The organism is Methylobacterium tarhaniae, from assembly GCF_001043955.1.
GTDB lineage: Bacteria > Pseudomonadota > Alphaproteobacteria > Rhizobiales > Beijerinckiaceae > Methylobacterium > Methylobacterium tarhaniae.
This window is the reverse complement of sequence record NZ_LABZ01000027.1, coordinates 18,069-41,557: the sequence shown is the minus strand read 5'-3', so window position 1 is coordinate 41,557 and position 23,489 is coordinate 18,069. Positions and strand designations below refer to the sequence as shown.

21 protein-coding genes are annotated in these 23,489 nt (G+C 73.2%); 15 read left to right on the top strand and 6 right to left on the bottom strand.

Annotated features, from left to right (window positions below; translation table 11 throughout):
* The 4 genes from VQ03_RS05270 to VQ03_RS05255 are packed head-to-tail and all read left to right on the top strand — an operon-like array spanning position 1 to position 3,960.
* Complete coding sequence (locus tag VQ03_RS05270) at positions 1-969, top strand: VWA domain-containing protein (protein WP_048449817.1); 969 nt, start codon at positions 1-3, stop codon at positions 967-969.
* Positions 966-1,889 carry a vWA domain-containing protein gene (locus VQ03_RS05265; RefSeq protein ID WP_048449816.1) on the top strand — a complete coding sequence of 308 codons (924 nt, stop codon included), beginning with the start codon at positions 966-968 and terminating at the stop codon, positions 1,887-1,889. The genes VQ03_RS05270 and VQ03_RS05265 overlap by 4 nt, the downstream gene beginning before the upstream one ends.
* Positions 1,889-2,713, top strand: a complete 825-nt coding sequence (locus VQ03_RS05260; protein WP_048449815.1) for a hypothetical protein — start codon at positions 1,889-1,891, stop codon at positions 2,711-2,713. Before VQ03_RS05265 ends, VQ03_RS05260 begins: the two co-directional genes overlap by 1 nt.
* A 14-nt stretch (positions 2,714-2,727) precedes the next feature.
* On the top strand, positions 2,728-3,960 hold the full coding sequence (locus VQ03_RS05255) for a BatD family protein (RefSeq protein ID WP_048449833.1): 1,233 nt from the start codon (positions 2,728-2,730) through the stop codon (positions 3,958-3,960).
* Here VQ03_RS05255 and VQ03_RS05250 read toward each other — a convergent pair.
* A complete protein-coding gene (locus VQ03_RS05250) occupies positions 3,948-4,811 on the bottom strand; it encodes a hypothetical protein (protein WP_048449814.1) in 864 nt (287 codons plus the stop codon). The genes VQ03_RS05255 and VQ03_RS05250 overlap by 13 nt on opposite strands.
* 96 nt (positions 4,812-4,907) lie before the next feature.
* Here VQ03_RS05250 and VQ03_RS05245 point away from each other — a divergent pair, with 96 nt between their 5' ends.
* From VQ03_RS05245 to VQ03_RS05220, 6 genes are all read left to right on the top strand, one after another.
* Entirely contained in the window at positions 4,908-5,243 is a 336-nt protein-coding gene (locus VQ03_RS05245; protein ID WP_245291972.1) for a metalloregulator ArsR/SmtB family transcription factor, read from the top strand.
* Between the two features lie 76 nt (positions 5,244-5,319).
* Positions 5,320-6,579 (top strand): allantoate amidohydrolase, encoded by a 1,260-nt coding sequence (locus tag VQ03_RS05240; RefSeq protein ID WP_048449813.1) that lies wholly within the window; start codon positions 5,320-5,322, stop codon positions 6,577-6,579.
* Between the two features lie 105 nt (positions 6,580-6,684).
* Positions 6,685-7,962, top strand: coding sequence for an NAD(P)/FAD-dependent oxidoreductase (locus VQ03_RS05235; protein WP_048449812.1), 1,278 nt, complete (start codon positions 6,685-6,687; stop codon positions 7,960-7,962).
* Between the two features lie 192 nt (positions 7,963-8,154).
* A complete protein-coding gene (locus VQ03_RS05230; RefSeq protein WP_048449811.1) occupies positions 8,155-8,673 on the top strand; it encodes a MarR family winged helix-turn-helix transcriptional regulator in 519 nt (172 codons plus the stop codon).
* Positions 8,663-9,427, top strand: a complete 765-nt coding sequence (locus VQ03_RS05225; protein WP_048449810.1) for a HEAT repeat domain-containing protein — start codon at positions 8,663-8,665, stop codon at positions 9,425-9,427. Before VQ03_RS05230 ends, VQ03_RS05225 begins: the two co-directional genes overlap by 11 nt.
* Complete coding sequence (locus VQ03_RS05220) at positions 9,424-9,762, top strand: DUF6616 family protein (protein WP_048449809.1); 339 nt, start codon at positions 9,424-9,426, stop codon at positions 9,760-9,762. The genes VQ03_RS05225 and VQ03_RS05220 overlap by 4 nt, the downstream gene beginning before the upstream one ends.
* 74 nt (positions 9,763-9,836) lie before the next feature.
* Here the strand turns inward: VQ03_RS05220 and VQ03_RS05215 are convergent, their stop codons facing one another.
* From VQ03_RS05215 to VQ03_RS05200, 4 genes are all read right to left on the bottom strand, one after another.
* The gene (locus VQ03_RS05215; RefSeq protein ID WP_048449808.1) at positions 9,837-10,703 is read right to left on the bottom strand and encodes an amidohydrolase family protein; all 867 of its coding nucleotides are present in this window, start codon (positions 10,701-10,703) and stop codon (positions 9,837-9,839) included.
* Entirely contained in the window at positions 10,696-11,982 is a 1,287-nt protein-coding gene (locus tag VQ03_RS05210; protein WP_048449807.1) for an MFS transporter, read from the bottom strand. Before VQ03_RS05210 ends, VQ03_RS05215 begins: the two co-directional genes overlap by 8 nt.
* Before the next feature lie 155 nt (positions 11,983-12,137).
* On the bottom strand, positions 12,138-14,096 hold the full coding sequence (locus VQ03_RS05205; protein ID WP_048449806.1) for a methyl-accepting chemotaxis protein: 1,959 nt from the start codon (positions 14,094-14,096) through the stop codon (positions 12,138-12,140).
* Positions 14,097-14,164: 68 nt separating this feature from the next.
* Positions 14,165-16,306 carry a PAS domain-containing hybrid sensor histidine kinase/response regulator gene (locus VQ03_RS05200; protein ID WP_048449805.1) on the bottom strand — a complete coding sequence of 714 codons (2,142 nt, stop codon included), beginning with the start codon at positions 16,304-16,306 and terminating at the stop codon, positions 14,165-14,167.
* A gap of 299 nt (positions 16,307-16,605) precedes the next feature.
* On the opposite strand from VQ03_RS05200, the gene VQ03_RS05195 reads away from it, so the two are divergent.
* Positions 16,606-18,240 (top strand): dihydroxyacetone kinase subunit DhaK, encoded by a 1,635-nt coding sequence (locus tag VQ03_RS05195; protein WP_048449804.1) that lies wholly within the window; start codon positions 16,606-16,608, stop codon positions 18,238-18,240.
* A gap of 118 nt (positions 18,241-18,358) precedes the next feature.
* Here VQ03_RS05195 and VQ03_RS05190 read toward each other — a convergent pair whose 3' ends face one another.
* A complete protein-coding gene (locus VQ03_RS05190; protein ID WP_048449803.1) occupies positions 18,359-18,895 on the bottom strand; it encodes a Ros/MucR family transcriptional regulator in 537 nt (178 codons plus the stop codon).
* A gap of 228 nt (positions 18,896-19,123) precedes the next feature.
* Between VQ03_RS05190 and VQ03_RS05185 the strand changes: the two genes are divergently transcribed.
* The 4 genes from VQ03_RS05185 to VQ03_RS05170 all read left to right on the top strand — a co-directional run bounded on the left by VQ03_RS05185 (position 19,124) and on the right by VQ03_RS05170 (position 23,476).
* The gene (locus tag VQ03_RS05185; RefSeq protein ID WP_048449802.1) at positions 19,124-19,336 is read left to right on the top strand and encodes a ferredoxin; all 213 of its coding nucleotides are present in this window, start codon (positions 19,124-19,126) and stop codon (positions 19,334-19,336) included.
* Positions 19,333-20,610, top strand: a complete 1,278-nt coding sequence (locus VQ03_RS05180; RefSeq protein WP_048449801.1) for an NAD(P)/FAD-dependent oxidoreductase — start codon at positions 19,333-19,335, stop codon at positions 20,608-20,610. Before VQ03_RS05185 ends, VQ03_RS05180 begins: the two co-directional genes overlap by 4 nt.
* A gap of 16 nt (positions 20,611-20,626) precedes the next feature.
* Positions 20,627-21,877 (top strand): cytochrome P450, encoded by a 1,251-nt coding sequence (locus VQ03_RS05175; RefSeq protein ID WP_048449800.1) that lies wholly within the window; start codon positions 20,627-20,629, stop codon positions 21,875-21,877.
* Between the two features lie 63 nt (positions 21,878-21,940).
* Positions 21,941-23,476 carry an FAD-dependent oxidoreductase gene (locus tag VQ03_RS05170; RefSeq protein WP_048449799.1) on the top strand — a complete coding sequence of 512 codons (1,536 nt, stop codon included), beginning with the start codon at positions 21,941-21,943 and terminating at the stop codon, positions 23,474-23,476.
* Positions 23,477-23,489: the final 13 nt, after the last annotated feature.

The window sequence follows — 23,489 nt, the reverse complement described above, 5'->3', positions numbered from 1 at the left end:
ATGGCCGGTCTCGCCTCCCTCGATTTTGCCGCTCCCCTCGCCGGCCTGCTCCTGCCGCTGCCGCTGCTGGCCGCGCGCTTCCTGCCGCCGCGGCCGGGCGGCAGCGGGGCGCTGGCGGTGCCGTCCTCGCTGGTGGCCGGGCTCGACCGCGGCGGGCCGCTCACCGTCGGCGTGCGCGGGCGCGCGGCGCTCACCTGGCTGCTCTGGGTCTCCCTGGTGGCGGCGCTCGCCGGCCCGCGGCTGGTCCTGCCCGGCGCGGCGCTCCCGGCCTCAGGACGGGACATCGTGCTCGCCCTCGACCTGTCGGGCAGCATGGAGCGGATCGATTTCTCGCTCGACGGCCGCACCACCTCGCGGCTCGCGGCGGTCAAGCGCGTCGGGGCCGAGTTCATCCGCCGCCGGGCCGGCGACCGGGTCGGCCTGGTGATCTTCGCCGATCAGGCCGACGTGGCGGCCGCCCCCTCCTTCGACACGCGGGCCGTCGCCCGGGCGCTGGAGGAGGCGCAGATCGGCCTCGTCGGCCGCTCGACCGGCATCGGCGACGGGCTCGGGCTCGCCCTCAAGCGCCTGAACGCCCTGCCGGGCCCGTCCAAGGTGGTCGTGCTGCTCTCCGACGGCGCCAACAATGCCGGCCAGACCACGCCGCGGGACGTGGCCTTGCTCGCCCGCGACCTCGGCATCCGCGTCCACACCATCGCGCTCGGCCCTCGCGACCTCGCCGACGCCAACGGCGAGCAGGACGTGGTCGATTCGGAGACGCTCCGCGACGTGGCCGCGACGAGCGGCGGTCGATTCTTTCGCGTCCGCACCACCGAAGACCTCCAGGGCGTCGCCGACAGCATCGACGCCCTGGAGGGTGGGCGCGACCGGGCGCCGCCGGTGCCCCTGCGCCGCGACCTCTGGCCGTGGCCGGGCGGGGTGGCGCTCCTCTCGGCCCTCGTGCTCCTGCTCACCCGGAGGGCGGCGTGACCGAGGCCTTTACCATGCTCCGCCCCTGGTGGCTCCTCGCCCTGCCGCTCCTCGGGCTGCTCGCCTGGCGTGCCGCCCACCGTTCCGCGCCCCTCGGCGACTGGGCCAAGGCGGTGGACCCGCACCTGATGGCGGCGCTCGCGGCGCGCGGCGCGGTGCGGCCGGGGCGGCGCGTCGGGCAGGGATTGCTGGTGCTGGCCGCTGCCCTCGTCGCCATCGGCCTTGCCGGTCCGGCGCGGGAGCGCCGCGAGGTGGCGGGGTTCCGCAACCTCGACGCCACGATCATCGCCCTCGACCTGTCGCGCTCGGTCGCCGAGGGCGGGCGGCTCGGCGAAGCGCGGGCGCTGGCGCAGGGTCTCGCCGAGGCCGCCGGCACGAAGGCCGTCGCGGTCATCGCCTATGCGGGCGACGCCTATCTCGTCGCGACGCCGACCACCGACCGCGACAGCCTCAGCACCATCCTGTTCGCGCTGGACGGGGCCACCGTACCGGACCGCGGCAGCCACCCGGCCCGCGCCCTGGCGCTCGCCCGCCGGACGCTTGCCGAGGGCGCGGTGGTGACCGGCGACGTGGTGCTGGTGAGCGACGGCGGCGGCCTCGACGACGCCACCTCCCGCGAGGCGGCGATGCTCCGGGACGAGGGCCACCGGCTGCATACCGTGCTGGTGCCAGGGGGCCCCGCCTTGCCGCCAGACGCGCCGCGGCCTGACGGAACCGGGCTCGCCCGTCTCGCCTCCCTCGCCGGCGGCAGCGCCGGCAGCCTCGACGCGCCGGCCCCGGTCCTGGCGGCCGTCTCCGAGACGGTCGCCCGCCATCTCACCGAGGGCGGCTACACGGTGCTGGCCTGGCAGGATCTCGGCCGCTGGCTCGCCGGCCTCGCGCTGCTGCCGGTCCTGCTGCTCTTCCGGCGGAGCGCCTGATGCGGACACTCCTCCTCGCCGCCGGTGCCGTCGCGCTCATGGGGCTCGCCGTCGAGCCCGCCGCCCTCGCCCGCCTGCTCCTCGGGGCCGGCCTGCCGGGGCTGGCGGCGCGCGTCAGCGACGATCCGGACTGGCGCGGCACCGCCCTCTACGCCGCCGGGCGCTACGCGGACGCCGCCGAGGCCTTTTCGACATCGCCCTACAACCGCGGCAACGCGCTGGCGCTCGCCGGCGACCTGAAAGGGGCACTCGCCGCCTTCGACGCGGCGCTCGCCCGCGACCCGGCGGACGAGGATGCCAAGGCGAATCGGGAACTGATCGCGCGTCTCCTCGACACGCCGGACGCCCCCGGCGGCCGGACCGCCGGTCAGGCGAACGCCCAGGCCGACGCCGCCACCCGCTACGCCACCAAGACCGAATCCGACGCGAACGATCCCGGCACCGCCTCGACCGGCGACGGCCTCGCCGGCCACCGCGAGGCCTCCTCGGCCGCCGACTCACCCGGTAATTCCAAGGCCGCCCGCACCGGTCGGGCCGAGCAGCGGGCGGTCGATCCCGGCCGCGGCCAGGCCCGCGGCTCGGCCAGCGACGCGGAGGGCGGCGGGCGCCAGGGCGGCGGCAATGCCAGCGTGTCCGAGGTGATCGAGCGCGAGGTGCGCCGGGTCTCGAAGAGCTTCGAGGCGCGGGAGATCCGCCCCGACCGGCACTGGCTCGCGACCCTGACCGACGATCCCGGCCGCTTCGTCCGCTTGCGGATCATCGCCGAGCAGACCCGCCGGCGCGAGGCCGGCACCGCCGTCCAGCCCGGAAGTAACCCCTGGTGAGGCAACCCATGGTGATGAGGGGATCTCTCGTCGCTCTCCTGGTGCTGGCCGCGACGCCGGCTTTCGCCCTGGAGGACGGCGACCTCAGCCTGACCGTCACCGCCGAGGTGCCGGGCGGCGCCACCCCCTTCCCGCGCGAGATGGTGCTGCTGCGCATCCGCGGCACCTACCGGGCGCAGATCGCCCTCGAAGACCTGCGCCAGCCGAGCCTGCCGCATTTCGGCTGGACCCAGCTCGGCCGCGATCACTGGTCCCGCGTGACGATCCAGGGCCAGGAGGCGCGGGGCTTCGAGCGCACCGTCGCGGTGTTTCCGCAGGGGCCCGGCCGCCTCGTAATCGATCCCTTCGTGCACCGCCTGACCATCGTCGATGGCGGCGAGCGCCGGGTGGTCGAGGTGCGATCAAGCCCCCTGCCCCTCGAGGTCGCGGCCTGGCAGGGGCCGGGCGGGCCGGACGCCTCCGAGCCCTGGTGGCTGGCGGCGCAGGACGTGACGGTGACGGACCGGTGGGAGCCCGAGCCGGAAACCCTGAAGCTCGGCGAGCCGGCCCGTCGCACCGTGACCTTGGACGTCCGCGGCGTCACCGCCGACGCCCTGCCGCCGCGGCCGGTCCTGCGCACCCGCGGCGTCCTCACCTTCGCCGGGCCGGTCGAGCGCCAGACCCGCATCACCCCGGCGGGGCCCGTGGCCCGGGTGACCTATCGCTGGGACGTGCGACCGGGCGTGCCGGAGCCGATCACTCTCTCGGCGATCGCCGTCCCGTGGTTCGACACGCGGGCGCGGGTGATGCGCACGGCCGAGATCCCGGCCCGGATCGTCGGCGGCCGGGCCGCGAAACCCGCGGAGGAGGCGCCTCCTCCCCCGGCCTCGCCCTGGCGGGCGCTGGTCGCGGGGCTCGCCGCCTTCGGGCTGGGCTTGGGCGCCTGGGGTGTCTCCCGCCGCCGCGAGTCCCCGGCGGCCGCGGCCCTGCGGACCCTCGCCCGGGCCGCCCGGCGGCGCGACGTGCGGGGCGTCCACGCCGCCCTCAACCAAGCCGCCCGCCGCGATCCGGCCCTCGCGGCGGCGTGGCGGGCCGATCCGGGCCTCGCACCGCGCCTCGTTGCCCTCGATGCCGCCCTGTTCGGCAAGGGCGACACCCCGGTGCCGGAACTCGCCGGCCTCGCCCGGGACCTCGGACGCATCCGGGCGCCCGCCGCGCCGACGGACGGTCTCGCCCCCCTCGACGGTCCACGACCTCACGCCGGCTGAACCGAGCGGGCTGCTGCGAGACGGAGGTGCTCCGGCGGGAGGAGCCGTGCGCGGGCGGTATGGAAGGCGGTGCCGGCCGACGTGAGACAGCCCGCCGGCAGCGCGCGGTAGCGCGACAGCCGCGCCTCTACCTCGTCCCAGCCGACCGCCTCGGCGACCGCGTAGGCGCGCAGGCCCTTCTCGATCCGCTCGTCGGTGTCGGCGAAGTTCGCGAAGTGCAGCGTCTCCCGATGCCGCATGTAGGCGAAGCGGATCGAGGGGCGCAGGGCGAGGCGGCGGACTGGCTCCCAGGTGAATCCGTTCGCCGCGGCGGCAACGGAGGGCGCGACGACCGCGCGCTGCTCCCAGCGGAAGAAGGCCTCGAACAGGCGGGCCCGCTCGGCTTGGCCCAAGGCCCGCATCCGGCGCACGGCGTGGTGGCAGCGGTTCAGCGCGTCGAGGAGGAGCGCGTCGACGTAAGCGTCCGTCCCGGCCCTCTCGCCATGCGCGAGGGTGAAGCGGTACGTCGCGTAGACCTCGACGCAGACCCGCCGGTTGATCTCGCGAAAGGCCTCCGCGAAGGCCGCCAGGGCCGCGAGACGGGCGCGCCTGCGTGCCGGCCGGTGCAACGCCGAGAGTGACAGGCCCAGCCCGATCCGCTCGCCCCTGGCGAAGTGGCCTCCGGCCCACAGGGCGCCATGCGCGGCGAGCAGCGGGAAGGCGTGATTGCCTCCCGAGTGGCGGAAGAGGTGGTGATACACCATGGCCCGCTGCGCGAGATCGCGGCTCGCGCCCGCCATCACCTCCGCCTCGTGCCGCGCCGCCGTGTAGTCCCGGTCGAGCTGTCCGGCCGAGCCCGGTGCTCCCCCCATCCGCCATGACCCGCTCCTGTTTAGGCTATAGCCTAATTTGCACAGGGTGGCGCAGCCTGGTATTTTGTCAACGGTCTAATTAGGCAGGAGCCTAAATTGTCGGACGGTCTGCAGGTGATGGCGGAGGCGCTGGTGTCGCCCGTCCGGCGCAAGATCCTGGCCTATCTCTCAGCCGGTCCTCTGAGCGCCGGGGAGATCGCGGCGCGGTTCGACATCTCGAAACCGTCGCTTTCGGCCCATCTCTCGATCCTGTCGGCGGCGGGGCTGATCGTGGGCGCGCGCCGGGGCAACCGGATCGATTACAGCCTGGTCGAGGACAGTCTGGTCAACATGCTCGGCGCCCTGGTTCAGGAGGTCTGCCCGGTGGCAGGCCCGCTGCGGCGCGAGGCCCGCCGCAAGGCGACGCGCCGCACCCCGCCGGGGGAGGAGTGAACCGGACGTCGCGATTGCCTCGACCGGCACCGACCCTGCATACCGCCCGCTCGACACTGGAAGGGTCGCGACCACCATGACCGACACCCCCCGCCTCGGCGCCCGCGTGATGGCGCTGATCGACGACCTCGCCCGCCATACCGACGAGCCCGGCCGGCTGACCCGGCTCTATCTCTCGCCGGCCCACCGGGCGACGGCCGAGGCGGTGCTCGGCCTGATGCGGGAGGCGGGCCTGACGGCGCGGATCGATGCCGCCGGCAGCGTGGTCGGGCGGATCGAGGGGCGGGAGCCGGGTCTGCCGGCCCTGGTGCTCGGCTCGCATATCGACAGCGTGGTCGATGCCGGGCGCTATGACGGCCCCCTCGGCGTCGTGGCGGGACTGGTCGTGGCGCAGGAGGTCCGCGGCCTTCCCCTGCCCTTCGCCCTGGAGGTGGTGGCCTTCGGCGACGAGGAGAACGTGCGCTTCCCGACCTCGCTCTCGACCTCGAAGGCCTGGGCCGGGCAGTACAAGACGGAGTGGCTGGAGGGCCGCGACGCCGCCGGCACCACCCTGCGCGAGGCGCTGACGCAGTTCGGCGGCGATCCGGACGGCATCCCGGCCCTCACCCGGCGGCGCGAGGACATCGCCGGCTACCTCGAAATCCATATCGAGCAGGGGCCGGCCCTCGAGGCGGCGGCGCAGCCGGTCGGGGTGGTCTCCGGCATCGTCGGGCTCACCCGGGCGCGCTGCACCGTGACGGGCGAGGCCAACCATGCCGGCACCGTGCCGATGGGCATGCGCCGGGACGCGCTCGCCGCCGCCGCCGAGATGGCCCTCGCCGTCGAGCGCCTGGGCGAGGCCGTGCCGGGCGCGGTCGCGACGGTGGGATCCCTCGCGGTGGTGCCGGGAGCCGTCAACGTGATCCCGGGCCGGGTCGATTTCAGCCTCGACCTGCGCGCGCCGGAGGATGCCGACCGCGCGGGCCTGTTCGCGGCGATCCAGGCCGAGTGCCGGGCGATCGCGCAGAAGCGCGCGGTCGGCTTCACGTCCGAGACCTACATGGACAACCCGGCGGTCGCCCTCGATCCGGGCTTCCAGGCCGCGTTCGACCGGGTGGCGCGGCGCCTCGGCCACGCCCCCCTGCGGCTGCCCTCCGGCGCCACCCACGACGCGGTGGCGATGGCGGCGCTCGGCCCCTCGGCGATGCTGTTCGTGCGCTGCCGCGGCGGCATCAGCCACAACCCCGCCGAGTCGATCACCCCGGAGGATGCCGACGCGGCGACGCGGGTGCTCCTGGGGACGGTGCTCGATCTGGCGGGTATCTCTGACGGACGGCAGGGACATTCGGAAAACTAGAGCGCGGGTTTTTCCCGGACAACCCTGCCGCCCGTGGGTAGAGGAGAGAGCTCGCGCCTCTTTTTTCCCGCACACATCTGCATTGAGCGAAAAGAAACAGCAGCGATGCAACACGACGAGCAGACGGCCGACATCGTGGTGGTCGGCGGCGGCATGGTGGGCCTGTCCTCCGCCATCGCCCTGAAGGACCGCGGGCAGGACGTGGTCCTGTGCGACCCCGGCGAGGCCCGCGCGCGCACCTCCTACGGCAATGCCGGCGTGGTCAGCCGCGGCTCGATCTTCCCGATGTCGAGCCCAGGCCTGTGGGGCAAGCTGCCGGCCTACCTGCGCAACGCCGATCCGGGCCTGCGGCTGCGCCACCTCCACCTCTTGCGGGTGCTGCCCTGGGCGGCGCATTTCCTGGCGAGCGCCCGCACCTCCGCCTGGCGCCGGGCCGCCGACGCGCTCGCCCCGCTCACCGACGCCGCCTATCCGGAGCACCGGCGCCTCGCCGACCGGGCCGGCGTGCCCCACCTGCTGCGCGAATGCGGCTGGGTGAAGCTCTACCGCACGGAAGAGGCTTTCGCCGGCGCGGCCCTGGAGCGCGAGATCCTGGGCCAGCACGGCGTGCCGTTCGAGATCGTCGAGGGAGCCGCCATCCAGGCGCTGGAGCCGGCGCTGATCCGCCCCTTCGCCCGCGCGATGCTGCTGCCCGAGACCGGCGCGGTCGGGGATCCCGGCGGCCTCGTCGAGGCGGCCGAGCGGCTGTTCGCCGGTCTCGGCGGCCGGACCCTGCGCACCGCCGTCACGCGCCTGGAGCCGGGGCCCGAGGGCTGGCGCGTCGTCCATCCGGCCGGCACCGTCCGGGCGCGCCAGGTGGTGCTGGCGACGGGGGCGGCGGCCAACAAGCTGTCGCGGCCCCTCGGCTACCGCTTCGCCTTCGCGGCCGAGCGCGGCTATCACCGCCATTACGCCCTGCACCCCGACAGCCCGGCCCTCACCCGCCCGGTCTACGATACCGGCGCCGCCTCGATCCTGTCGCCGATGGGCGAGGGACGGGTGCGGGTGCTCTCGGGCGTCGAGGTCGCGGACCGCCATGCCGAACCGGATTATTCCCAGATCGAGGCGGCGGCCCGCGAGGCCGCCGGCACGGTGCGCCTCGGCCAGCCCCTCGACAACTGGCCCTGGCTCGGCTCGCGCCCCTCGACCCCGGACGGGCTGCCGGTGATCGGACCCGCGCCGCGCCATCCCGGCCTGATCTTCGCCTTCGGCCACGGCCATATCGGCCTCTCGACCGGCCCGATCACCGGCCAGCTCGTCGCCGACCTCGCCACCGGCCGCACGCCGGCAGTGCCGGTGGCGCCGTTCGCGCCGGGGCGGCTGCTCGGGTGGCCATCCTTGTAGGCGATCCGAGTGACCCCCTTTCTCCGGGGCCGGTACGGACCTGGAGAGGGGGGACGGAGTACCGATGGCGGTGTCTCATGCGACGCGGCGGTGGGCGCTCCAGGTCGAATGAGCGCGGGTCCACCGTCGCAGACGCACTCGACCGACATAGGCGAGTTGACGCACGGACGGCGCCATATAGTATGGCGCCTTATGATACTGCTGGCTCAGAAATATGCCGCTTTGCTGGACCGATCGGAGGACCAGCCCGAGGCCATCGTCGAGGGCATGCGCACCTGTTTCGAGGTGCTTTCGCTTACGGCGGCAATCGACCGGGATTGCGCCGCGCGCCTGGGCCTCCATGACCTGTCGGAGGGAAAATTCGTCCTCCTGTTCCTGCTCCAGGACGCCGAGGACGGCCTGTCGCCGCATGAATTGGCCGAGCGGGCGGGCATCACGCGCGGCACCGTCACCGGGCTCGTGGATGGGTTGGAGCGATCAGGGCTCGTCCAACGGGCCTCGAACGATATTGATCGCCGCAAGCTGACGATACGGCTCACTGCTGGTGGTGCCGCCCTGATACGACGGCTGACAGGTGAGCATAGCCGCTGGATCGGCTCGCTCCTCTCGGACCTGTCGGCGGCGGAGCGCGACACCCTGCGGCATCTGCTCGCGAAGGTCTTCGCCCGCACGGATGCGGGCACGCGGAAGGCGGCGGCACATGGAGCATGAGCGCGACAAACGCCGCGCGGCGATCGATGCCGGCCTGATCGGGACCTGCAACCTCGCCGAAATCCTGGCGGTCGATTTCGGCAGCCTGCTCCGTCACGTCGTTCCCGCGGATACCGGTTTGGACGACGGCGATGTCCTGCGGCTCGGCGCTTTGGGCATCTCCGCCCGCATGACCGCGGTCGGGCAGATCCTGCTGGAGCGGCTCGGGCCACAGGCGATCGGACCTCTGGGACGCCACCCGAGCGACACGGTGCGCGGCTGGGCGTGCTTCATGATCGGCGCTCAGGACAAACCATTGTCCGACCAGCTGGCAGCCATCCGTCGCTTTGCCGATGACGAGCATTTCGGCGTCCGGGAATGGGCCTGGCTCGCGGTCCGTCCGGCGATCGCGGCCCGGATCCACGAAGCGATCACGCTTCTCGCCAAGTGGACGGCCGACCCTTCCGACCGCGTCCGACGTTTCGCGTCCGAGGCGACCCGGCCGCGCGGCGTCTGGTGCTCCCACATCGCGTCCTTGAAATCCGATCCGTCGTCCGGCCGCCGGGTGCTCGAACCGCTCCGCGCCGATCCATCCGCCTATGTCCAGGATTCAGTCGGAAACTGGCTCAACGACGCCGCGAAATCGAGGCCGACTTGGGTCCGTGGCCTCGTCGCGGAATGGTGTGAGGGCGACCCGCTGCCCGCAACCCGGCGGATCGCCCGGCGCGCGCTACGCTCGATCGACAAGCCCGTTCTCAAGGAGATCAAGACATGACGCACATGCTCGTCGAGCTCTACGAGCCGAAGCCCGCCTGGCTCTCCCTCGACGCAGGAGCGCGCGAGGCGTTCTTCGCGAAGGTCGGCGACGGAATGGCGGCCTTGACGGCGCTCGGCATCGAACCGGTCGGGTTCGGGGACGCCGATCCCGCTGTCCCGCATGGCACCGGTCGACGCTTCTTCGCCGTATGGCGTCTCCCGGACCGGCACGCACTCGGCGCGCTCGTGGAGGGCATCGCCGCCTCGGGATGGCAAGACTTCTTCGACACGATCAACGCCGCGGGGCAGGTAACGGGCATCGCCGATCACCTGACCCAACTGGCGCGGCTATAGCGGCCGATCGGGGCGCGTCCGCCGGCGGGGTTCGGTGTCAGGTCAGGGGCGCAACCGGTGGCGCACGCCCAACCTCAGAACCCGTATAACCGCGCCGGATTCTCCACCAGCACCCGGTGCCTTTCGGCCGCGTCCGGCACCCACTCGGCCAGCAGGTCGAGGAGGTCGCCGACATTCATCATCGGGCCCCAATGCGCGACATGCGGCCAGTCCGAGCCCCAGACGCAGCGCCCGGGCGCCGCCGCGTGGAGGGCGCGGGCGAACGGCACCGTATCGGAGTAGGGCGGGCCGGCGACGGAGTTGCGGTAGGCGCCCGAGAGCTTGACCCAGGCCCCGTCGCGCACGAGCGAGACCAGGGTGCGGAAGCCCTCGTCCTCGACCCCGCAGGAGGTCGGGAAATGGCCCATATGGTCGATGCAGAACGGCACCGGCAGCCGGGCGAGCCGCCCGGCGAGCGGCGGCAGGCTGCGGGCATCGATCAGGAATTGCAGGTGCCAGCCCATCTCGCGGCAGAGTGCGCCATAGGCCTCGACCGCCTCGAAGCCGATTCCGCCGCCATAGAGCACGTTGAGGCGCAAGCCGACCACGCCGGCATCCTTCAGCGCCGCCAGCTCCGCCTCAGGCAATCCCAAGGGGATGACCGCGATGCCGCGCAGGCGGTCCGGATGCGCCCGCAGCGTCTCCAGCATCAGCCGGTTGTCGGTGCCGTGGACGCTGACCTGGATCAGCACCCCGCGGGTCATCCCGGCGGCGTCGAGCATGCCGAGATAGGCCTCCGGCGCGGCTGGCGGCGGCGTGTAGCTGCGCGTCGCCACGAAGGGATAGGCCGGGGGCAGGCCGATCACGTGAGCATGGGTGTCGACCGCGCCCGCCGGCACGGTGAAGCGGGTGGGACCCCGCGGATGCGGGGCGGGCCCGGGACAGTCGCGGATCTCAGGCATCGGCGTGCAGCACCTTTCCGCGGGTTTCGGGCAGGGCGTAGGCCGTGAGGAAGAACACCCCGTAGGCGATGGCGGCGAAGATCGCGATGGCGCTCGCCAGGCTCATCCCGGCCGAGAGATAGCCCACGAGGGCCGGGAACAGCGCGCCGATGCCGCGGCCGAAATTGTAGCAGAAGCCCTGGCCGGAGCCGCGCAGGCGCGTCGGGTAGAGCTCGGTCAGGAAGGCGCCCATGCCGGAGAAGTAGCCCGAGGCGAAGAAGCCGAGGGGGAAACCCAGCACCCACAACACCGCGTTCGAGAGCGGGACCTGCGTGTAGATCAGGATCACCGCGACGGCGCCGAGGGAGAAGATCAGGAACAGCGGCCGCCGCCCGAGCCGGTCGGCGAGCCAGGCGCCCGCGAGATAGCCGGCAAAGGATCCGACGATCAGGGCGGCGAGGTAGCCGGTCGAGGAGACGATCGACAGGCCGCGCTCTGTGGTGAGGAAGCGCGGCAGCCAGGTGGTGATGGCGTAGTAGCCGCCCTGGCAGCCCGCCGACATCAGCGAGGCGAGCAGCGTGGTGCGCAGGAGCGGGCCGGAGAAGATCTCCCAGATGGCCGGGCTGTCGCCGGATGCCTTCGCCTTCGCCCGGGTCTCGACGGCGACCTTCGGCTCCTCGACGTAGCGGCGCAGGTAGAAGACGAGGAGCGCCGGCGCGGCACCGATCACGAACATCCAGCGCCACGCGGTCTCCGGCGGCAGGACCGAGAACAGGATGGCCTGGGCCAGCACCGCCATGCCCCAGCCGATCGCCCAGCCCGACTGCACCGAGCCGACGGCGCGGCCGCGATATTGGGCCCGGATGGTCTCGCCCATCAGCACCGCGCCCGCCGCCCACTCGCCGCCGAAGCCGAGGCCGAGCAGCGCCCGGGCGATCAGGAGCTGGGAGAAGTCCTGCGCGAAGGCGCAGACCAGCGAGAAGAACGAGAACCACAGGATGGTGATCTGAAGCGTGAGCACCCGGCCGATCCGGTCGGCGAGGTAGCCGGCGAGCCAGCCGCCGAGCGCCGAGGCGAGCAGCGTCACGGTGGCGGCGAGGCCGGCGGTGCCGGCATCCACGCTCCACAACGTGATGATCGTGCCGATCACCAGCGGGTAGATCATGAAGTCCATGCCGTCGAGGGCCCAGCCGGCGGCGCAGGCCCAGAAGGTGTGGCGCTCCGGCGGGGTCATGTCGCGGTAGAAGGCGGTGAGGCTGGCATCCTCCACCGCCACCGCGTCGTGGGCGGGCGTGGGCATCGGGACGTTCCCTGGTCGATTGTTGATCTCAAGGCCCGAGGCGGGCAGGGGGACCAAGGCACGATTTGCCGCCGCCCGCCACCGCATCGCCGTGGGAGAGGCGTTAAAAAGCCGGCTAACGAAATGATTTCCCGTGGCAAGAATCGGTGTCGGCCTCACGCGACGAAGCGGAGGCCGATCTCGCAGCCGTGCTGGCGCAGGACTTCGCAGGAACGTGCCGCCTGGTGGTCGACATGCAGCAGGATCCGGGCCGGCAGCCGGACCGGACGCGCGAGCGCGATCTTCGCGCCCGATGCCGAGAGGTTGAGCACGACGCATTCTATCGCATCCACCGGCCCGGATCCCGGCGGCAGCGCGACCCGGCCGGGCATCGAGGTCCGTACCCGCTCCTCGGTTCGCCTTTCCTCCAGGCCGAGCAGCCATCCGTCGAGGCTCCTGGCGATGTCGGCGACGCCCGCAGCGGTGGCCTGGACGCTGGCGCTGACCTCGCCGGTGGTGCTGCGCTGGTGCTCGCTCGCCGCCGCCGTCCCGGCTATGAAGCCCTGCACGGCATCAACGGCGCCGCGGATCGAGCCCAGGGCCTCGGCGACTTCGCGGGACACGGTCTGCATGGCGCCGATCTCGCCCGAGATCCGGCCCGTGGCGGCCCGGGCCTGGCCGGCGAGGTTCTTCACCTCGGCGGCGACCACCGCGAAGCCGCGGCCCGCCGCCCCGGCCCGGGCCGCCTCGATCGTGGCGTTGAGCGCCAGGAGGTTGATCTGGTCGGCGATCACCGTGATGGCCTCGACCACCCCGTTCATCGCCTGGGCGGCCTGATCCAGTCGCTCGGTGGCGGCGCCCGCCGCGCCCATCCGCTCCTGGATCTCGCCGACGGCCTGGCGCGACTGGCCCATCTGGCCTGCGATCGAGACCGAGGTCCGGTGCATCTCCTCGGCGGCGGCGGATACGGTCTGGACCCGGGTCAGGGTCTGCTCGGCGTCCGCGATCGCCTCCGCCCGCACGCTCATGCTGTGGGTGACGTCGGTGGCGAACTTGATCACCTTGCAAGGGCGCCCGTTGAGGTCGAGGACCGGGGTATAGGTGGCCTGGATCCAGACCTCCCGGCCGCCCTTGCCGCGGCGCTGGTACACGGCGGAGGTGTAGCGCCCGGCGCGCAGCCCCTCCCAGAACTCGGCGTAGCTCCGGCTCGCGGCCTGGTCGGGGGAGACGAACATCCGGTGGTGCCGGCCGACGATCTCGTCGAGGCCGTAGCCCATCGCCTTCAGGAAATGGCCGTTGGCGTCGAGGATGATGCCGTCCATGTCGAACTCGATCACCGCCTGCGAGCGGAGCGCCGCCTCGATCTTGCCGGCCGTGTCGGCGGCGTGCTGCTTGGCGGCGGTGATGTCGGTGGCGTACTTGACGATCTTGAGCGTGCGCCCGGTCGCGTCGAGGATCGGGTTGTAGGTCGCCTGGATCCAGATCTCGGTGCCGTCCTTGCCCTGCCGCTTGAACTCCCCCGCATGGTACTCGCCGCGGGCGAGCCGGGCCCAGAACTCGCGGTAATCCGGTCCGGCGGCCTGCTCGTCGGTCACGAACAGGCGGTGGTGGCGCCCGACGACCTCGTCGAGCCGGTAGCCCGTCGCCGCGAGGAAATGCGCGTTGGCGTCGAGGATCGTCCCGTCCGGGGCGAAGTGGATCACCGCCTGCGAGCGGTTGATGGCGGCGATCTGGCCGGCGGCGTCGGTCGCCGCCTGCTTCTCGGCGGTGATGTCGAGGGCGAACTTCACGATCCGGATCGGCCGGCCGGCCGCATTCAGCACCGGGTTGTAGCTCGCGCGGATCCAGACCTCGCGCCCGCCCTTGGCCAGGCGCCGGTACTCGGCGCTCTGGAACTCGCCACGGCGCAACGAGGCCCAGAACGCCTCGTAGGCGGGATCCGCCGCCTCGGCGGGATCGACGAAGAGGCGGTGGTGGCGGCCGCGCACCTCGTCGAGGCGGTAGCCCATCAGGGACATGAAATTCTCGTTCGCCTCGATCAGCAGCCCGTCGAGGCCGAACGTCACGGTGGCCTGCGAGCGCTCGATGGCGTCGAGCTTGGCGGCGGCACTGGAGCGCCGGGTGGAGGCGAACATGATGCGTCCCAGGTTATCGTGGGCCCCTCCCCCTGGACCACGACCCGCTTAACGTGGCGTAATGATTTTCAGGCGCGGGCCAGCATGTCGCGGATGCGCAGGGCCAGGGCCTCGACCACGAAGGGCTTGGTCAGCACCTGCATGCCGGGTTCGAGCTGCCCGGTGCCGAGCGCCGCGTTCTCGGCGTAGCCGGTGATGAACAGCACCTTCAGGCCCGGTCGCCGCACCCGGCCCGCATCGGCCATCTGGCGGCCGTTCATGCCCCCCGGCAGGCCGACATCGGTGACGACGAGGTCGATGCGCACGTCCGATTGCAGCACCTTGAGGCCGGAGGCGCCGTCGGCCGCCTCGATGGCGGTGTAGCCGAGATCCTCCAGCACCTCGGTCACCAGCATGCGCACGGTCGGCTCGTCGTCCACGATCAGCACCGTCTCACCGCGCTCGGCCCGGGGTGCGTCCGCCAGGCTCGTCGGCGCGGATTCCGCCTCGGAGGCGCCGTGGTGGCGCGGCAGGGTGACGCACACGGTGGTGCCGTGGCCGAGCTCGGAGGTGATCCGCACCTGACCGCCCGATTGCTGGGTGAAGCCGTAGATCATCGAGAGGCCCAGGCCCGTGCCCTGGCCGATCGGCTTGGTGGTGAAGAACGGGTCGAAGGCGCGGGCCATCACGTCGGGCGCCATGCCGCTGCCGCTGTCGGTCACGCTGAGCGACAGGTAGTCGCCGGGCGGAAGGTCGTGGGCGCGCGCCGCCGCCGCGTCGAGGCGCAGGTTGGCGGCCTCGATCGCGATGCGCCCGCCATCGGGCATCGCGTCGCGGGCATTGAGGCAGAGGTTGAGCAGCGCGTTCTCGAGCTGCGGCGGATCGACGAGGACGGTCCAGAGGTCGGGGGCGCCCGAGACCGCGATCTCGATCGCCGGCCCGACGGTGCGCCGGATCAGCTCCTCCATCCCGGCCACCAGGTGGTTGACGTCGGTCGGGCGCGGGTCGAGCGTCTGGCGGCGCGAGAAGGCCAGCAGCCGGTGGGTGAGCGCCGCCGCGCGCCTGGCGGCGCCTTGCGCCGCCACCATGTAGCGGTCGACGTCCTTCAGCCGGCCCTGGCCGATGCGGGTCTGCATCAGCTCGAGCGAGCCCGAGATGCCGGCGAGCAGGTTGTTGAAATCGTGGGCGAGGCCGCCGGTGAGCTGGCCCACCGCCTCCATCTTCTGCGACTGGCGCAGCGCCTCCTCGGCCCGCATCAGCTCGGTGGTGCGCTCCGCCACCTGCTGCTCCAGGGTCTCGGTCAGCGCCCGCAGCTGGGCGATGGCGCGGTCGCGCTCCGCCTCGACGGCGCGGCGCTCGTTCACGTCGATGAGGACGCCCGGGAAGCTCAGCGGCGTGCCGTCCGGGCCGTGGTCGACCCGGCCGTTCGCCTCCAGCCAGTAATACTGCCCGTCGGTGCGCCGGGTGCGATACTGGTGGGCATAGGCGCCGCCGCGGATCACCACCGCGTCGATCGCCGCGATCAGCCCGGCCCGGTCGTCCGGATGCACCGTCTCGATCACCTGCTCCAGGCTCAGGCCCTCGCGGCCTAAGCCCGGATCGAGGCCGAAGCTGCGGGCGAAGGCCTCGTCGACGGTGAAGCGGTCGTTCGGCAGGTCCCAGAACCAGGTGCCGATGATCGCCCCGGCCGAGAGGGCGAGCTGGACCCGCTCGATGTTCTCCCGGGCGATCGCCTCGCTCTCCCGCAGGCGCCTTGCCGCGATCACCTGGGCGGTGGTCTCGTTGGTGAGGATGAACAGGCCGGCGACGCGCCCCTGCCCGTCGAGCACCCGCGAATAGGAGAAGGTCCACCAGGTCTCGGCCTCGCCCCGATCGGTGCCGAGCTTCCACGGCAAGTCGACGAAGCGCCGGCTGCTTCCCGCGAAGGCGTCCTCGATGATCGGCCTCGCCTGCTCCCAGCCATCGGCCCAGACCTTGTCGAAGCGCTCGCCCATCGCCCAGTCGAGCCGGGGGCCGAGCAGCGGGAAGTAGGTCTCGTTGAAGAAGAAGTGCAGGTCCGGTCCCCAGGCCAGGATCATGCTCTCGGGCGAGTTCAGCACCAGGCTCAGCGCCGTGCGCAAAGCCTCGGGCCAGGTCTCGGGAGGCCCGAGCGGATGCGCCGACCAGTCGCGCGCGCGGATCATCGCGGCCGCGCGGCCGCCACCGGCCAGGAACGGAAGGGAGTCACTCATCGGTGGGGCGACGTTCACCTGAGTAAGGTCGGGCTCGCGCCGCTGCGACACTGCCCCGGCGGGTCTTGAAGGTCTGTCCGGTCCGGGCGCTGCGGTCGGGGCACCGCGCGGCGCCGGAAAGACGCCGGCCCGAAGGATTCGCGTCTTATCACCCGAAGTGACCGATTCGGCAAAGCCGTTCCGAACCTGCGCGCGGCGTCCCCGCCATGGCGGGGACGCCACGCTTTTGGCAGGATCCCGCGGCCGCCGCCGCGTCGCGACTGGGAGCCGCGACGGAGCCGCCAGGGAGGACCGACCGGATGGCCCACTTCATCAACGACCGCGCCGCCCTGGTGGCGGAGGCGGTGGACGGCCTCGTCACGGGCAGCGGCGGACGGCTCGCCCGCCTCGACGGCGACCCCGCGATCCGGGTCGTGCTGCGGGCCGACTGGCAGGCCGACCGCGTCGCACTCGTCTCAGGGGGAGGCTCGGGGCACGAGCCGGCCCATGCGGGCTTCGTCGGGCAGGGCCTCCTCACCGCGGCGGTCTGCGGCGACGTGTTCGCCTCCCCCTCGGTCGACGCGGTGCTGGCGGGCATCCTGGCGGTGACCGGGCCGGCGGGCTGCCTCGTGATCATCAAGAACTATGCCGGCGACCGGCTGAATTTCGGGCTCGCCGCCGAGCGCGCCCGGGCCCTCGGCCTCGGGATCGAGACCGTCACGGTCGCCGACGACGTCGCGATCCCGGGGGCGGCGCAACCCCGGGGCATCGCCGGCACGCTCCTGGTGCACAAGGTGGCGGGCCATGCGGCGGAGACCGGCCGGCCGCTCGCGGAGGTCGCGGCGGCCGCGCGGGCCGCCGCCGCCGGGATCAAGTCCCTCGGCATCGCGGTCTCGGGCTGCACGATGCCGGGCGGCGTCGCGGAATCCCGCCTCGCGCCGGGCCAGGCCGAGCTGGGTCTCGGCATCCACGGCGAGCCCGGCATCGAGCGCATCGCCCTGCCGCCGGCCGCCGACCTCGGCCGCGTGATGGCCGCGCGCCTCACCGAGGCCGTTCCGGGCGACGGGCCGCTCGCCCTCCTCGTCAACAATCTCGGCGGCACCACGGCGCTGGAGATGCAGGTGCTGACAGGCGCGGTGCTGGCGACCCCGCTCGGCGCGCGGGTCCGCCTGCTCCTCGGGCCGGCCGCCGCGATGACCGCCCTCGACATGCACGGCGCCTCGCTGTCGGCCATGCCCCTCGACGCCGCGACGGAAGCCGCGCTCACCGCCGAGACCGAGGTGCCGGCCTGGCCGCGCGCGGTGCCGGTGGCGCCGCCGGCGATCCGCCCCCTGCCCGAGCGCCTCGTGCGGCAGGGCCCGGCCGCCGCCGCCTCGCACGACCCCGCCGTGGCCCGGGTGGTCACGGCGGTCTGCACGGCACTGGTCGGGGCGGAAGCGGAACTCAACGCCCTCGATGCGCGGGTCGGGGACGGCGACACCGGAACCACCTTCGCGTCGGCGGCCCGGGCGGTGCTCGCCGATCTCGACCGGCTGCCGCAGGCCGAGCCTGCCGCCCTGTGCCGCGCACTCTCCGACCGCCTCGCCCGGGTGGCCGGCGGATCGAGCGGGGTGCTGATGTCGATCTTCTTTTCCGCCACCGGCTCCAGCCTGGCCGGGGGAGCGGGCTGGCCCGAGGCCCTGACCCGGGGCGCGGAACGGCTCCAGGCCCATGGCGGGGCGAGGCCCGGCGACCGCACGCTCCTTGACGCCCTGGTGCCGGCCCTCGCGGCCCTGTCGGCCGGCGACGGCCTCGCCGGCGCGGCGCGGGCAGCGGAGGCGGGAGCGGCGGCAACCGCCCGGATGAGCCGGGCCGGCACCGGCCGGTCGAGCTATCTCGCGGCGAGCGACCTCGCCGGGGTGGAGGATCCGGGCGCCGTCGCGGTGGCCCGGGCCTTCGCGGCCCTGGCGGGCTGAGCCGGCACACCTCCGCGTCGCGACGCACTCCGTGGGATGCGTCGGCGGGTTCGACGAGGTTCCGCGGCCCTGCCCTGCCCGACGGGCGTGATCCCGAAAGGTGGCGGGCCCGGGGGGCTCAGGCGCCGCGACGGCTGCGACGCGGCTTGCCGTCGCCGGGGGCCTCGGCATCCGACTCGGGGGCGACCGGCTCTGCCACCTCCAGATCGGTCTCCTGCTCCTCGCTCTGCGCGGCGGCGCTGCGGCGGCGCTGCTGGCCGAGGCCGAGGGAGCGGGCCAACTCGGAGCGCTGTTCGGAGTAGCTCGCCGAGGTCATCGGGTAGTCGTGCGGCAGGCCCCATTTCTGGCGATAGGCCTCGGGTGTCAGGCCCCGCAAGGTGAGATGGCGGCGCAGGGTCTTGTACGACTTGCCGTCCTCGAAGCTGATCAGGAAGTCGTGGGTGATCGAGCGGCGGATCTCGCCCGGCGTCGCCTTGGGATGGGCCGGCTCGGCCGACGCTTTGCCGCCCTGTGCCACCTCGTTCAGCACGCCGTAGACATCGGCGATCAACTTGGGAAGATCGGCGCTCTGCAGATGGTTGCTGCTCACATAGGCAGAGATGATATCGGCTGTCAGCGTGACGATCTGATCTTGAGTCTTGGCGGTCTCGTCCATGCCGGCGCGCTCTGTGAATCACTGAAAATCGGTGACCTATCCTTAAGTTCGCAGCGGGCGAGAATGCAAGGAATATCTTTCGATAAAAAACACTATCTCTGAGGAATCGGTCCTTTGACATAACAAGCGCACGAGGGATCGATATCCGTTCTGCACGATCGGGGGCGGCCGCGGCCGGAACCCGGCCGTGCCGCGGCGGTTCTCCCGCGGGACAACCGGGAGCCGCGGATGCGCGTCGTCGTCGACCTGAATCGCTGCCAGGCCTACGCCCAGTGCTGCTACGCGGCACCGGAGCGTTTCGTGCTGCAGGGCGACGAGATCCTGGTCTACGACCCGGCGCCGCCCGCCTCGGATCGCGCGGCGATCGACCGGGCGGTGCAGGCCTGCCCGGTCCGCGCCATCCGGGTCGAGCACGACGCCCTGGCGGAGCGCGCGGCGTGAGGGACGGGACGATCGTCGTCGCCGGCGCCTCGCTGGCGGGCCTGCGCGGGGCGGAAGCCCTGCGAGCCCACGGCTTTGCCGGCCGCCTGATCCTCGTCGGCGACGAGCCCCATCTCGCCTACGACCGCCCTCCCCTGTCCAAGCACGTCCTCACCGGCGAGGTCGCACCCGGCGCCACCACCCTGCCGGGCGTGGGCGCCCTGGAGGCCGAGTGGCGCCTCGGGGTGAAGGCGCTCGGCCTCGACCGGGCCGGCCGGACGCTCCTCCTGGCGGACGGGGAGCGCCTCGCCTTCGACCGCCTGCTGATCGCCACCGGGGCCCGCGCCCGGCCCTGGCCGGCGCCCGAGGAGGCGCGTCTGTCGGGCGTCCACACCTTGCGCAGCCGGGACGATGCGGCGTCCCTGGCGGCGGGACTCGCGGCGCGGCCGCGACGGGTGCTGATTCTCGGCGCCGGCTTCATCGGCTGCGAGGCGGCCTCCAGCATCCGCGCTCTCGGGCTGCCGGTCACGGTGGTCGATCCGGAGCCGGCGCCCCTCGCCCAGGCGCTGGGCAGCGTCATCGGCGGCTTCGTCGCCGGGCGGATGGAGGCGGCGGGGGTCGATGTCCGGCTGGGCGCGCGGGTGACGCATCTGGAGGGCGATCGCGCGGTGCGGCGCGCCCGGCTCGCCGATGGCGGGACGATCGAGGCCGACCTCGTCGTGGTGGCGTTGGGCGCCGTGCGCAACACCGGGTGGCTCGCCGGCGCCGGCCTTCGGGCGGATGAGGGCGGACTGTCCAGCGACGGCGCCTGCCGCGCCCTCGACGAGGCGGGCCGGCCCGACGAGGCGATCTTCGCCGCCGGCGACGTGGCGCGCTTCCCCCACCCGCTCTACGGCCACCGCCCGGTCGCCCTGGAGCATTGGGGCAACGCGGTCGCGCAAGGGGCGCATGCCGCCCGCGCCATGCTCCATGGGGCCGATGCCGTGGGCGCCTACGCCGAGCTGCCGGCCTTCTGGTCGAGCCAGTTCGGCCTCAACATCAAGTCGCTGGGCCTCACCGAGGGGGCCGACGCCGTGGCGATCGTGCAGGGCAGCCCGCGGGCCGGCCGCTTCCTGGCCGTCTATGGCCGGGCCGGGCGGACGATCGCGGCAGTCTCGGTCAATGCCGGGCGCTGGCTGCCCGCCTACGAAGGTCCGATCCGGGACGGCGCGCCCTTCCCGCCGATCACCGGCGGTGCCGACCAGCCCGACCCGGAGCCGGTGCCGCCGGGCCTGCCGTCGCGCGAGGCCGCCTGATCTTCGAGGTTCATCGATGACCGACGCCTCCGACGGCACCCTGTTCGCGCAGGTCCGCGATTCCGCCAACCGCGCCGATCCCTACCCGCTCTATGCCCGCCTGCGCGTCCGCCCCGTGGCGCGCCAGGACGACGGCACGTTCGTGGCGAGCGGCTACGCGGCGATCCGCGCCCTGCTGCACGATCCGCGGGTCAGCTCGGAGGACCTGCCGCCGGCCGAGCATCCGCCCACCGGCAACCCGGTCAAGGATTGGATCGTCAACCCGCTGAAGGACTGGGTCACCGACCGCCACCGGCCCTTCATCTTCCGCGATCCGCCCGACCACGGCCTCTTGCGCCGCCAGGTGATGGGGCAGTTCACGATCGCGCGGGTGCAGGGCATGAAGCGCCGGACGGAAGGCCTGGTGGCCCAGTGCCTTGAGCGCTGCGCGGGCTCCCGCCACTTCGACCTCGTCGACGACCTCGCCTACCCGCTCCCCGTCACGGTGATCTGCGAGCTCCTCGGCGTGCCGCGGGAGGACGAGCCGCGCTTCCACGCCTGGGCGACGCAGCTCGCCACGGCGCTCGAGCCCGAGAGCCGCCACGACGAGGCGCTGCGCGCCCGCAACACCGAGACCTTCGATGCCATCGCGGACTACATGCGCGACCTGATCCGCGAGAAGCGCCGGGCGCCCCGGGACGACATGCTCTCGGGGCTCGCCACCGCCAAGGACCCGCAAGCCGGCCGGATGAGCGACCCCGACCTGATCGCCACCGCGATCCTGCTGCTGATCGCCGGCCACGAGACCACCGTGAACCTCATCACCAACGGCATGCTGACGCTCCTGCGCCGTCCCCGTGAGCTGGCGCGCCTGCGCGCCGACCCGGAGCGGGCGCCGCGGGTGATCGAGGAATTGCTGCGCTACGAGCCGCCGGTGCATTTCCGCACCCGGGTCGCGCGGGCGCCGATCCCGGTCGCCGGCACGGTGATCCCGGAGGGCGCGCCCCTGGTGCTGCTGTTTGCCGCCGGCAACCGCGACCCGGCGCGCTTTCCCGATCCCGACCGGTTCGACCCGGACCGCGCGGACAACCAGCATTTCGGCTTCGGCGGCGCGCTGCATTACTGCGTCGGCGCGCCCCTGGCCCGCATCGAGGCCGAGGCCGCCCTGACGGCGCTTGCCGCCCGGCTCAGCAATCCCCGCCTCGCCGAGGACCCGCCGCCCTACCGGCCGGGCGCGTCCTTGCGCGGGCCGAAGCGCCTGCTGCTGCACATCGACGGGATCGGCTGAGGCACCGTTACGGCACACGCGCGTTGCCTGCCCACGATGCAGCGACTGACGAAGGGGCAGGCCATGGCCGACACGCGTTCTGAGGAGAAGCCGGACTTCGCGCGCGGCATCCCGTCCGGCGACCTGCCCGAGGGGGCGATGGTCGAGGGCACCCTCGGCGCCGACAAGGTGCTGCTCCTGCGCCGCGACGGTGCGGTCAGGGCGATCGGCGCCCGCTGCACCCATCTCGGCGCGCCGCTGGCCAAGGGAATCGTCGCCGGGGGCGAGGTGCGATGCCCCTGGCACCATGCCCGCTTCAGCCTGGAAACCGGCGAGGCGGTCGGCGCCCCGGCCTTCGATCCGCTGCCCTGCTACCGCGCCGAGGAGCGGGACGGCCGCATCACCGTGACGGGACGGCGCGAGGCGGCCGCCAGACCTCCCGGACGATCTCCCGGCAAGGTGGTCGTCATCGGCGGAGGGGCCGGCGGTCACGCCTGCGCCGAGTGGCTGGCCCGGGCCGGACACGGCGCCGCCGTCACCCTGGTGAGCGACGATCCCGATCCGCCCTACGACCGCACCTTCTGCTCGAAGCAGTATCTCTCCGGCAAGGCGAAGCGCGAGGCGACCCTGCTCGCCCCCGAAGGCTTCTATCAGGGCGAGGGCCCGCGTCTCCTGCGCGACCGGGCGGTCTCCCTCGATCTCGGCGCGGAGGAGGTCGTGACCGCGGGCGGCGAGCGGCTGCCCTACGATGCCCTGGTGATCGCGACGGGCGCCGCGCCGCTTCGGCCGGACGTGCCGGGCTTCGACCGTCCGGCCGTCCATACCCTGCGCAGCCTCGCCGACGCCGACGCGCTGATCGCGGCCGCCGGGACGGCGCGCAAGGTCGCGGTGGTCGGGGCGAGCTTCATCGGCCTCGAGGTCGCCGCCGCGATGGTGGCCCGCGAGAGGAGCGTCACGGTGGTGGCGCCCGATGCCGTGCCGCTCGCCAAGGTCCTCGGCGAGGCGGTCGGCCGCTTCGTCCAGGGCGTGCACGAGGAGAAGGGCGTCGCCTTCCGCCTCGGCCGCGAGGTGACGGGCTTCGACGGCGAGGCACTCACCCTCGACGACGGCAGCCGGATCGCGGCCGATCTCGTGGTGCTCGGCACCGGGGTCGCGCCCCGCACCGATCTCGCCGAGGCTGCCGGCCTGACGCTCGCGGACGAGGACGAGGGCGGCGGCATCGCGGTCGACGGGAACCTCGCCGCCTCGGCGCCCGGGATCTACGCGGTCGGCGACGTCGCCGCCTATCCGGATCCGCGCAGCGGCCGGCGCCTGCGGGTCGAGCACTGGGTCCATGCCCAGCGCCAGGGCCAGCACGTCGCCCGCGCGCTCCTAGGCGCGACCGCGCCCTTCGCCGAGACGCCGTTCTTCTGGAGCGGCCATTACGGCACCAGCCTGCGCTACGTGGGCCACGCCGCCTCCGCCGAGGACGCCCGCATCGAGGGCGACGTGGGCAAGGGCGATTTCGCCGTGACCTACCGCGAGGACGGCCGCGACGCCGCGCTCGCTACCTGCAAGCGGGACCAGCGCTCTCTCGAGGTCGAGGCGGCGTGGGACCGGGAAGGCGCCGCTGCAGGCTGATCCGCATGCCCCG